The sequence below is a fragment of the Thermodesulfobacteriota bacterium genome (genome assembly GCA_040755095.1).
Lineage (GTDB): Bacteria > Desulfobacterota > Desulfobulbia > Desulfobulbales > JBFMBH01 > JBFMBH01.
Genome location: JBFMBH010000152.1, coordinates 1 through 10,516 on the forward strand (window position 1 = coordinate 1; position 10,516 = coordinate 10,516).

Sequence of the window (10,516 nt, forward strand, 5' to 3'; positions counted from 1 at the left end):
GCGGCGGTGCAAGGCCGCGCCGTCCGAGGCCAGCATCCGGAGGGCCGCGGGCCGGGGCCGGTGGGTGGAGTAGAGATCCACCGGGATGTTGACCAGCCCGAAGGTGAGGCTGCCGGACCAGAAGGCGCCCAACTGGCCGGCCGGCTCCGCCGCGTCAGCCATGGCGCCGCCCCTGCGCCGCTTGCAGGCTCGCCGCCAGGGCCGCCGCCAGATCCTGGGCCTCCGCTGGCGGCGCGGTGGGCGGCAACAGCTGGAAACGGATACCGCGCTCCTGGACCGCCGCATACAGCTTCACCGGAATCGCAGCCTCCTCCTGCCGGATGACGCCCTTCCCCATCGCCCGCCCGCTCATGCTTCCGCCCACCGGACCGGGCCAGAAGGGCGCTTCTGCGTATTCTCCTTGCAAGACCAGGGCCGGCGGTGCCCGTTGCAACAGCTCGGCAAACGTGATGGGAGGCGGTTGACTGGCCCTGAAACAGATGTTACTCTAGTAACGAAGGATTCATCCAACACTCCCTCAACCCGCAAGGAGGCCCGCCATGAACCGGTTCCTGCATGCCCTGGAAGAGATGTTCGCAGCGGTCGCCATGGCCGAAGTGGGCGATTTGTCATCCCTTGGCGACGACCTGGAGAAGACGGCAGAAACCTTTGAGTGCACCAATGTCGATGTGGCGTTGGCCGAAGAAGGCGCATACACGGCGAGCGTCTGTCCGCCTTCGCGGCACACCTCGACGCTGGCTGCGCATGCCTGAAACCGTTTGGTGTGTGGCCGCCAGGATGCCATCTTGGCGGCCACAAGACACCCCCAAGGAGAGAAAACGTGACCAGGTCCACGCAGACCCCCAGCGCCGGCGCTTATCGCTGGCTTCTCTTTCTCTACTCAGTGCCCGCCAGGCCGGTGAGCAATCGGGTGATGGTCTGGAGGCGGCTGATGAAGGCGGGGGCGGTTTCCCTGAAAGGGGCGGTCTACATCCTGCCCTTCACCGCAGAGCATCAGGAGCTTCTGCACTGGCTGGTGGCGGAGATCAAGGCCATGGGCGGTGGTGCCGACATGGTGTCCATCCATGGCATCGACACCTTGACAGAGGACGAGATTGTCGAGTTGTTCAATCAGGCCCGGAGAAAAGACTATCTTGCTGTGGAGCGCGAGGCCGAAGAGGTCTCCCGCAGGCTCGACAACATCAAAAAAGGTGGACAGGGGCACAACCTGAAGGGACTGGCCAGCCAGCTCGACAAGGTCGCCAAGGCCTGTGCCGAAGTGCGCAAGACGGATTTCTTCGCCACCAGGGAGGGGCTGGCGCTCCTCGCCGCCATCGAGAGGATGCAAGAGGATCTGGCCCGGCTGAGCGGCCCCCGTGCCCGGGCAGCAACGGTGATCCCCCCCCGGGTGGCCGCCGACTATCGGGGCCGGACCTGGGCGACTCGCCAGCGGCCCTTTGTCGACCGCATGGCCTGTGCCTGGCTGATCCGGCACGCCATCGATCCCGAGGCCACGTTCGCCTTCATCGACGAAGCCCAGTTGGGCTCCCTGCCGGAAGGGGGAATCGCCTTCGATATGCCCGGCGCCGAGTTTACCCATGTGGGGGAGCTCTGTACCTTCGAGGTGCTGCTCCGGGCCTTCAACCTCAAGGAGAAGGCCCTTTGGCGCCTGGCCGAGGCAGTGCACGACCTCGACATGAAGGACGGGAAGCACCAGTCTTCCGAGGCCGCTGGCATCGAGCAGATACTCGCCGGCATCAGAAAGACCGCCCCCGACGACCAGACCGCCTTGAGCCGGGGCATGGAGGTCTTCGCCCTGCTCTATGCCTCCCGGAAATAACCCGCGAGATGGCGCGCACCCACCATGGCACCAACCCCTTCATTCCACGACGCCCTGAAGTTCTGGGCCAAGCTCGGCTTCATCAGCTTCGGCGGACCCACCGGTCAGATCGCCATCATGCACAAGGAGCTGGTGGAGGAGAAGAAATGGATCGACGAGGAGCACTTCCTGCAAGCCTTGAACTTCTGCATGCTCCTGCCCGGCCCCGAGGCCCAACAGTTGACCATCTATATCGGCTGGCTGTTGCACGGCACCCGTGGCGGCATTGTCGCCGGCACCCTCTTCGTCCTGCCCTCGGTCTTCATCCTGCTCGCTCTCTCCTGGCTCTGCGCCGCCATGGGCAACGTCCCGGCGGTCGCCGCCTTCCTCTACGGACTGAAGCCGGCGGTGGCGGCCATCGTCGCCGAGGCGGTGATCCGCATCGGCAAGAAGGCCTTGAAGAATGGTGTCTTCGTCCTTTTGGCCGCCCTCTCCTTTGCCGGTATCTCCTTCCTGCAGGTGCCATTTCCGGCCATCATCCTGGCCGCTGGCCTGACAGGACTCGCGGGCGGCATGGTCGCCCCCCTCACTTTCCTGGCCAACAACAAGGCCAAAGGCGGAAACGGGGAGGTTGCCGTCACCGGCTCGCCGGGAGGAATAACCATGGGACAGGACGATACGATCCAACAGGCGGACCTCGGCCTGCTGCGCCACGCCGGGATGGTCCAATCCGACATCGATCACAGCCTGGCGGTGGCGCGAAAGGCGCTGGACATCGCCCGGCGAACGAAGGCCGAGCTGGACATGGAGTTGGTCGGCCGGGGGGCCTTGTTCCACGACCTGGGCAAAGCCAAGACCCACGACATCGTCCACGGGCAGGTGGGCGCCGAACTGGGTGCCAGCCTGGGGTTGCCGCCGGCGATCACCGCCATTATGGAAAAGCACATCCGGGGCGGCCTGACGGCAGCCGAGGCCACGGAGCTTGGCCTGCCGGTGAAGGACTACACGTTGCGGCGGTTGGAGGAGCGGATCGTCATCTACGCCGACCGCCTGGTGGACATCATCCATGACGGCATCGTCACCATCGCCGGGGAGCCGGAGGCCGAGGAGCGGTTTGTCTCGATCCTGAAGGAGATCCCCCAATACGGCAAAAACGAGATCACCTTGAATCGCTACCTCAGCTACCACGAAGAGATCCAAGGTCTCATCGCCGGCCGTATCATCGACAGTGCCCGGTTGAAGGAGATGCAGGCCTCCGGGACAGTCACCATCCTCGATGTCCGCCGTCCGGCGGATCGCGAGAGCGCCCCGGCAATGATCCCCGGCGCGGTCTGGCGCGATCCGGCAGCGGTCGATGCCTGGAGTGACGGCCTGCCGGGCGGCGTCTGCACGGTAATCTATTGCGCCCGGGGTGGCTCGGTGAGCCAGTCCGTGAGTAAGCAGCTGCGGGAAAAAGGCCTTGCCGTCGCCTATCTGCATGGCGGGCTGCAGGCTTGGACAGGGCATGGCGAGCCCCTTGGCTGAGGGACTTTTGACCTGTTCATCAACAACCCCAATGACCCCCTTCCGACTCCTCTGCCTCACCGGGATGCTGGCGATCTTCAGCTCCACCATCTCCAAGAGCCCGGTGTTGCCGCTCTTTGCCCAGCATCTGGGGGCCACCCCCTCCGGCATCGGCCTTATTGCCTCGATCTCCGCCTTTGCCGGGGTCATCTTCAGTGTCCCGGCCGGACTCCTGGCTGACCGTTTCGGCACGAGGCGGCTGCTCCTGACGGCAGCCGCCATCCTCGCCTCCGCCCCCTTCGCCTATCTCCTGGTGGACACGATCTGGCAACTGGCCATGGTCCGGCTGTATCACGGCTTTGCCACAGCCATCTTTCTGCCGGTGGCCATGGCCCTGGTCTCTGGCCTGTCAACGAAGGACCGGGGTGAAAAGATGGGCTGGTTCTCCACCGCCACCCTGGCGGGGCGCTTCCTGGCCCCGGTTATCGGGGGCGGTATCCTCGGCCTCTTTTCACTAACCTCCTCGACCGGCTACACCACAGTCTATTGGGTCTGCGGCGGCGCCGGCATCGCCACCTTCGTTGCGGCGGCAAGCTTGCCCAAGGCGGAGGAGACGCAGGCGAGGCAGGGGCACTCCTGGGCCGAGACTTTCCATGCTTTCAAAACAGTCATCTTGGAGCGGAGGATCGTCTTTACCTGCTTGGTGGAAGCGGCCATTCTCTTTGCCTATGGGACATTCGAGACCTTTCTCCCCTTGCATGCGGTCAAGAATGATCTCTCCGCCTCACAGGTCGGGATGCTTCTTTCCGGCCAAGTCATCGTCCTGGCGCTCACCAAGCCGGTGATGGGACGATTTTCCGATACCCACGGCAGGCGTCCACAGATTGTGGCCGGAGGGCTGCTGGGGGCAGCGTGCGTTGGAGGCCTCGCCGTCGCCACCTCTTTCCCGGCTCTATTCTCCCTCAGCCTCGTCTTTGGGCTATGCTTGTCGGTGGCCATGTCGGCGACCTCGGCCTACATCGCCGACCTGAGCAGCCAGGAGGCCAGGGGATCGGCCATGGGGCTCTTGGGGTCGGTGATGGATCTGGGCCACACCACCGGTCCTTTGCTTTCAGGGCTGGTGGCCGCCTCCTTCGGCTATGGCCACGCATTTCTTGGCTCTGCTATTGTCTTGCTGGGAACGGTGGGGATCTTTTCTGTTGCGGCCAGGACATCGCTCCAAGAAGGAACAGGGCGACCTGCGTAAACTGGATGGCCTCCATGTCCGCGGCACGAGCTGGCGTCGGCGAATGCGGTGGAGTATCTCCGACACGACACTCCCCCTCGTGGGAGATATCGCCCCAGAAATCGGAAAACGTCGTCCGCAAGAATGCAAACGCTCTGACCAGGTACCCGCCCGTGCCTTCGGCCGGTACTTGTGCCAGGCTGCTGCAGTGACCGGCTCATGGCATACGTCATGGCACAGCAACCGAGGTCTCGCTGCTGCTCAATTTTGAAACCGTTGCGACCACCGTGCTGGCGTGGCTGATCTTTCACGAACACATCGGACACCGAATTTGGATTGGGAAGCTTCAAGTTGTCGCCGCCTCCATTCTCGTCGTTGTTAGCGGAGATGGAGAGATGGAATTGTCATTTTCCGGACTTTCTGTCCTGGCAGCTTGTCTCTTTTGGGGAATCGACAACAACCTTACCCGGGAACTGGAGTCGATCCCCGCCTCTTCGCTGGCATGCATCAAAGGCTGGTGTGCCGGCATCTTCAATATCATTCTTTCATTCCTCTTGCACCAGAGCCATGTCACGGCTTTCCAGATATCAGGAGCACTGGCAATTGGGGCGTTCAGCTATGGCGCAAGTCTGGTTCTGTTCATCTACGCCCTGAGGGAAATCGGGTCGGCGAGAACCAGCACGTGGTTCGCATCTGGCCCCTTTGTTGGCGCCATCCTTTCCGTGATTCTTCTCGGCGAGCGCCCACCCGGCGAATACTGGGTTGCGGCTCTCATCATGCTTTCAGGAATGTTCTTTCTCCATGGGGAAGAGCATCTGCATGCCCATGAGCACCAGTCTTCTGCCCATGCTCATGCAGACGACGAGCATCACACCCACGAACACGACGAAAATGCACTGGACAGAAGAGACCATGACCACAGCCACATCCACGAGCCCATAACACATGCCCACGTCCATTGGCCGGATATCCACCATCGACATGGCCACTGAAAGACCACGCCAGGACGCCCAACCGGGCAGGGCGAGCCTCCCGCTCTCTCCACACCACCCCGGCCGGTCGGCTCCTCCGCTTCAGCCATGGCGCCGCCCTTGCACCGCTTGCAGGCTCGCCGCCAGGACCGTTGCCAGATCCTGGGCCTCGGCCGGCGGCGCGGTTGGCGCCAGGGGAATGACCTGGCCGCCCGCCTTGGCGGCAATGAGGTCCACAAGCCGCTGCCGGTATTCATCCCGGTATTGGCCATGCTCGAAGCGGCCCGCCATGATCGCCACCAGCTGCTCGGCCATGGCCAGCTCTCGGGCGTCGATCTCCCGGCCCGCCGCTGGCATGAGCCGGGGGAGCGGCAGCACCTCACCGGCATGGTGCAGGGTGATCAGGACCGGGTAGCGGTCCCGCAGGCGCAGCACCCCCAGGTGCTCTTTGCCCCGCATGACCCACCGGGCCAGGCCCTGGGCCGCGCTGCCAGCCAGGGCAGCGGCGAGCGCGCAGTAGGCCGCCTCGTCGCCATCCGGTCCGAGATAGTACGGCCGGTCATGCCACCGGTGGTCGATGACCGCCTCGGGGACGAACCGGAGGATCTCGATGTCCCGACTGGCCATGGACTCCAGGGCCTGGAGCTCCTCGTCCGTGATGAAGACCAGCCGGCCGTCCGCGGTCTCCACCCCGTGCCGGATCGCCTCGTCCGGCACGACCTCGCCGGTTTCCGGCCGCACCCATTCCTGCTGCACCGGGATCAGGTCGGTCTTGTGCAGCAGCCGGAAATGGACGCCCCGGTCATGGACCGCGGCATACAGCTTGACCGGGATCGCTGCCGTACCCAGCCGGATGATGCCCTTCCAGATCGCCCGCCCTCCGCTCATGCTTCCGGAAGACCTCTGCCGTCAGGGCTGCTGTTTGCCAGCCCGCTGAGCGAAGGCCTGGGCGCCCGCCGCCAGCTCCTCCTCGGTGGGGTCCTTGACATGGGTGGCCAGACTCCAGGAATAGCCGAAGGGGTCCTGCACCGTGCCCATCCGGTCGCCCCAGAACATGTCCTCGACCGGCATCCGGCTGCTGGCCCCCGCCGCCACCGCTTGGCGGCAGGCCGCGTCGGCGTCCGGCACGTAGACATAGAAGCTGACCGGCGAGCCGCCAGCGGTCTCCGCGCTCTTGCAGGGCTCGCCGGGATGCTCCTCACCCATCATGATGACGGAATTGCCGATGGCCAGCTCGGCATGCATCACCCCGCGGCCGTCGGGCCCGGGCATGGAGAACCGCTCCCGGGCGCCCAAGGCCTTCTTGTAGAACTCGATGGCCCGGCGGGCGTCCTTGAAGACCAGCATGGGGGTGACGGTGTGAAAGCCTTCCGGTATCGTAGCGGTCATTGACCTGCCTCCTTGGTCTTGTGTCTGGCTCATTCCGGTCTTGTAGCCGTCCGCGTCTCTCTGGCCGCCAGCCAGCAGCCGCTCCCTGGGGCGAAGCCAACTCGTTGCGGCAGGATGCCGCCGATGATCGTGTCCGGCAGGCAGGGCACGGCCCCGGCTTTCCGACCGACCATACCGGTCCGAGCCGGCCAGAAGGGCGCCCTGCGCCTTCTCTTTGCAAGACCAGGGCCGGCGGGTCACCGCCGCAGCAAGCACGGGCACCGCGGCCGGCGTATCGGGGCCGCGAGGAGCCAGAGCGGCGGGCGGCCCGGCCCAGGACGGATGGCACGCTCATGGCGTCCCGTCGCCGGGCGTCGACAGGTGATGGTCGCGTCTTCCTGCGCCAAGGGACGGCCGTCCTGCCGCAGTGGACGCAGCAAGCCACTCGCTGGCGACGGAGGCGTCCGCTTCTTTCCCCTGGCCGCTGCCCTGACCCTGGGGCACTCCTGGCCAGAAAGAGGGCGGAGAAGTGCGGCTGCCGGCTGGTACAGGGTCGCCTCTGATCCCCGCGGAGAAGGTGAAATCTCGGAGGGAAAGCGAGACTGGCTCAGTCCGCCAGGGTACGGCGCACCAAGTCCCGGAAGGCCTCCAAGGAGGCGATGACCACTGCTCGCTTGTGCAGGGTGTGCAAGGTCTCTTCCCACTCCACCTTGTCCAGCTCAAGGAGCACCGCCGCCGGAATCGCCTCGAAACGGGCCTCCAGGACGTCGATGATGCTCCGGCGTAGGGCCTTCAACGTCTGGAGCTGGCCCTGCCGGCGCCCTTGCTCCAGCCCTCGCTCCAGCCCTCGCTCCAGCCCTCGCTCCAGCCCTTGTTCAAGGCCTTGCTCCAGTCCTTGCTGCAGCCCCTGCTGGATGCCTCGCTCCAATCCCCGCTGTTCCCAACGTTCGGCCAGTGTCGGCATGGCTATCCCTCCCTCGACAAGCGCGTTATCAATGGCGGCGCGAAAGACCTCCTCCTCCACCTGGGGCGCTGCGGCAGCCACGTAGCGAAGCAGGGTCTCGACATACTGCAGGCCGGTCTGCGACCGGACCAGGTCCCGGATCAGCGTCAGGATCGCCGGCAGACGCTGGCCGAGGTCCTCGGTAAAGATGTGCTTGGTCACCAGGAGGAACGAACGGAGCAGGACCTCGCCCTTGAGGTCCTCATCCGGCCAGCGCGCCAGGTCGATGAGCTCGTAGCGCCACGACGGCCGGTACGGCACCAGGGCTGCGGGCAGATCAAAAAGCCCCGCAAAATCCAGAGGATGCACCCAGTTGTTCCGGCCGTGGTAGAAGATGAGCGGGATGATTGGCGGCAGGGTGCGTGCGTAGTGAACGGCCAGGTGCCGGCGCCAGATCTGCACCCCGTAGCGCACGAGATCCAGGGGTGGGCAGCCGAGGGGATGGCTGCGGTGCTCGAACAGGAAGTAGAGGTAGCCCAGCCGGTTGTCCTGCAGGCTCACCTGGTACAGAAGGTCGGAGAGATGCTCCGCCAGCTTGGGATCGACAAAGCTGTCCTTCACCACCTCCAGGGTGGACAGGTCCAGGCAGTCGACCACCGCTGGCGGCAGGTAGTTGGCCAGGAAGTCCCGGGCCGTGGCCGGCTGGCCCAGAACCTCCTTGACGAACCGATCGTGGGGATTGGCCACCTCGCTCATGGCCGCATGGTACGTGGGGTGGCTGGGGTTGTCAACGCGGGCGGACTGGCTGCGGCCGCACCCTGGGCTGGGATGCCGCCCACCGGCTCAGCTCGGTGACCATGGCCGGCCAGACCACCCGGTTCTGGTATGACGATCGGGGCCGGCGGGTGGGCACCCACTTACGCAAAAAGATCCGGGCTCTGCCGCCTGCCCCCAGGGATCCGTTACGTCTGCGTGGGCCGTTCAAGGCCGACCTATCTGCATCCCCGCTAAAAATAGTTCTTGACATGCCCAAGCCCCACCAGATAAGAAGGGCGGGCGTTGCCCGTTGCTATTGGCATGAAAATGTTAGATTCCTGTTAATTCATCCTGCGCAAGGAGAGGCTCATGCTACGGCTCGGTCGTGAACGAACGAGATTTCTTGGCAGCCCTGTGGTGCTTCTTGCCGTATGGGGGGTTCTGTTCCTGATCGCCCCCCGGCCTGCCAGAGCCGAGACGCTCGCCAACGCGGGGGCGCAGGTGAGTCAGTATTACGGCTCCTTCTCCACCGACGTGCCCATCGCGGTTCCGCAGTATCACGGCCTGGAGCCCCAGCTGAAGCTCGTCTACACCTCCACGCCCATGCCGGGTCTGGCGGGCGTGGGCTGGTCGCTGAGCGGCCTGTCCTTCATTGAGCGGGCACTCCCTGGCGGCGGCGCCCCGAAATACGACGCCAACGACGCTTTCTTCCTGGATGGCATGGAGCTGGTTCGCTGCACATCCCAGGGCGGAACCCATTGCACAAAGATCCAGAACTACACCAGGATACAGCAGAACGGGGACGAGTGGTACGTCTACGGCACGAACGGCAACAAGGCGACCTACTCGACGAAATTTATTACCAGCAAAGGCACCTTCCGCTGGCTGCTGACCAGCGTCACTGATCCCCATGGCAACAGCGTCACGTACAACTACCTTCCTGTCGGCAATCCGGTCGGCTATCTCTACCCGAACACCATCACCTACAACGGAACGACGATCAAGCTCTACTACGAGAACAGAACGGACCCGATCACCTTCGCCACCGGTGCCGGCATGGGCGTGGTGTCACGCCGGCTCAAATCCATCGACGTGCAGGTGAGTGGCAGCCGCGTACGCGCGTACCAGCTTGTGTACTATGGCAGCGGCGGCACCGGCCAGTCTCGCCTCCAGACCGTGCGGCAGTTCGGCAACGACGCCCTGGTGAACGTCAGTACCGGCCAGGTATCAGGCGGGACCAGTCTGCCGGCCGTGGGCTTCGCCTACAATGCCGATGCCGGCTCCTTCGCCCAGACGGATTTCGGCAAGGGTGAAGGGGTTGGATATTGGCCCGACCACCAGAGCCGTTCCTATGAGCCATTCCATTTCACTGGCGATTTCGACGGAGACGGCAAAACCGACTTCATGTACTGGGTCGGATCCCGAGGAGATAGCTCCTGGCGAGTCCTCTTAAGCACCGGCAATTCCTTCACGGAGGTTGACTTCGGCCTAGGTTATGCTGACGTCAATTACCAATATGTTTACGGTCGACAACCTTTCCATTTTACGGGTGATTTCAACGGGGATGGCAAGACCGACTTCATGTATTTTTCAGATCATTGGCGGGTCCTTCAAAGCACCGGCAGCTCCTTTGAGCGTGTTTCCTTCGGACCAACGCGAAATCATTGCTGTTCGAAGTATGATCCCTACCCCCGTTTCGAGATTATCGACAGACCTCAGCGTTTCAGTTTCACCGGGGACTTCAACGGAGATGGCAGGACGGATCTAATGTACTGGGACGACACATGGCATGTCCTCCTGAGCACCGCAACCCCGGTCGGTGATTTCGTGTCCTTTCGGCAAGCCAGTGTGACAGCCGCCGCCGGGCGGGTTAGGATCGGCCATTTTCCAACGCAAGCGCGAGGAGGTGACCGATGGAGAGCAATCTGCCCGCCCAGGGGGCGACACTGGAA

The 10,516-nt window shown here is 64.0% G+C and carries 11 protein-coding genes; 7 read left to right on the top strand and 4 right to left on the bottom strand.

All coding sequences use genetic code 11. The features are described from left to right. Nucleotides 1-154: 154 nt before the first annotated feature. Complete coding sequence (locus tag AB1634_17005; protein ID MEW6221215.1) at nt 155-352, bottom strand: hypothetical protein; 198 nt, start codon at nt 350-352, stop codon at nt 155-157. Between the two features lie 187 nt (nt 353-539). Between AB1634_17005 and AB1634_17010 the strand changes: the two genes are divergently transcribed. The 5 genes from AB1634_17010 to AB1634_17030 all read left to right on the top strand — a co-directional run bounded on the left by AB1634_17010 (nt 540) and on the right by AB1634_17030 (nt 5,518). Then, nucleotides 540-752 (top strand): hypothetical protein, encoded by a 213-nt coding sequence (locus tag AB1634_17010; protein MEW6221216.1) that lies wholly within the window; start codon nt 540-542, stop codon nt 750-752. Nucleotides 753-820: 68 nt separating this feature from the next. Further along, nucleotides 821-1,819 carry a chromate resistance protein ChrB domain-containing protein gene (locus AB1634_17015; protein MEW6221217.1) on the top strand — a complete coding sequence of 333 codons (999 nt, stop codon included), beginning with the start codon at nt 821-823 and terminating at the stop codon, nt 1,817-1,819. Between the two features lie 24 nt (nt 1,820-1,843). Further along, the gene (locus tag AB1634_17020) at nt 1,844-3,322 is read left to right on the top strand and encodes a chromate transporter (GenBank protein MEW6221218.1); all 1,479 of its coding nucleotides are present in this window, start codon (nt 1,844-1,846) and stop codon (nt 3,320-3,322) included. A gap of 31 nt (nt 3,323-3,353) precedes the next feature. Further along, nucleotides 3,354-4,547, top strand: a complete 1,194-nt coding sequence (locus AB1634_17025) for an MFS transporter (protein MEW6221219.1) — start codon at nt 3,354-3,356, stop codon at nt 4,545-4,547. A 374-nt stretch (nt 4,548-4,921) separates the two neighbouring features. After that, nucleotides 4,922-5,518 carry an EamA family transporter gene (locus AB1634_17030; GenBank protein ID MEW6221220.1) on the top strand — a complete coding sequence of 199 codons (597 nt, stop codon included), beginning with the start codon at nt 4,922-4,924 and terminating at the stop codon, nt 5,516-5,518. 81 nt (nt 5,519-5,599) lie between these two features. On the opposite strand, the gene AB1634_17035 is transcribed toward AB1634_17030, so the two are convergent. The 3 genes from AB1634_17035 to AB1634_17045 all read right to left on the bottom strand — a co-directional run bounded on the left by AB1634_17035 (nt 5,600) and on the right by AB1634_17045 (nt 8,564). Next, nucleotides 5,600-6,385, bottom strand: a complete 786-nt coding sequence (locus AB1634_17035) for a Ku protein (GenBank protein ID MEW6221221.1) — start codon at nt 6,383-6,385, stop codon at nt 5,600-5,602. 21 nt (nt 6,386-6,406) lie between these two features. Continuing rightward, nucleotides 6,407-6,886 (bottom strand): VOC family protein, encoded by a 480-nt coding sequence (locus AB1634_17040; protein ID MEW6221222.1) that lies wholly within the window; start codon nt 6,884-6,886, stop codon nt 6,407-6,409. 586 nt (nt 6,887-7,472) lie between these two features. Beyond that, on the bottom strand, nt 7,473-8,564 hold the full coding sequence (locus tag AB1634_17045; GenBank protein MEW6221223.1) for an Rpn family recombination-promoting nuclease/putative transposase: 1,092 nt from the start codon (nt 8,562-8,564) through the stop codon (nt 7,473-7,475). 62 nt (nt 8,565-8,626) lie between these two features. On the opposite strand from AB1634_17045, the gene AB1634_17050 reads away from it, so the two are divergent. Beyond that, entirely contained in the window at nt 8,627-8,953 is a 327-nt protein-coding gene (locus tag AB1634_17050; protein ID MEW6221224.1) for an RHS repeat domain-containing protein, read from the top strand. Continuing rightward, nucleotides 8,934-10,516, top strand: a 1,583-nt coding sequence (locus tag AB1634_17055; protein ID MEW6221225.1) for a SpvB/TcaC N-terminal domain-containing protein, incomplete at its 3' end; no start/stop codon positions are given. The genes AB1634_17050 and AB1634_17055, both read left to right, overlap by 20 nt.

Excerpts from the sequence above, each read along its gene's own strand:
- AB1634_17020 (MEW6221218.1), top strand. The coding sequence starts at position 1,844 with ATGGCACCAACCCCTTCATTCCACGACGCCCTGAAGTTCTGGGCCAAG.
- AB1634_17035 (MEW6221221.1), bottom strand. The coding sequence starts at position 6,385 with ATGAGCGGAGGGCGGGCGATCTGGAAGGGCATCATCCGGCTGGGTACG.
- AB1634_17040 (MEW6221222.1), bottom strand. The coding sequence starts at position 6,886 with ATGACCGCTACGATACCGGAAGGCTTTCACACCGTCACCCCCATGCTG.
- AB1634_17030 (MEW6221220.1), top strand. The coding sequence starts at position 4,922 with ATGGAATTGTCATTTTCCGGACTTTCTGTCCTGGCAGCTTGTCTCTTT.
- AB1634_17005 (MEW6221215.1), bottom strand. The coding sequence starts at position 352 with ATGAGCGGGCGGGCGATGGGGAAGGGCGTCATCCGGCAGGAGGAGGCT.
- AB1634_17045 (MEW6221223.1), bottom strand. The coding sequence starts at position 8,564 with ATGAGCGAGGTGGCCAATCCCCACGATCGGTTCGTCAAGGAGGTTCTG.
- AB1634_17025 (MEW6221219.1), top strand. The coding sequence starts at position 3,354 with ATGACCCCCTTCCGACTCCTCTGCCTCACCGGGATGCTGGCGATCTTC.
- AB1634_17010 (MEW6221216.1), top strand. The coding sequence starts at position 540 with ATGAACCGGTTCCTGCATGCCCTGGAAGAGATGTTCGCAGCGGTCGCC.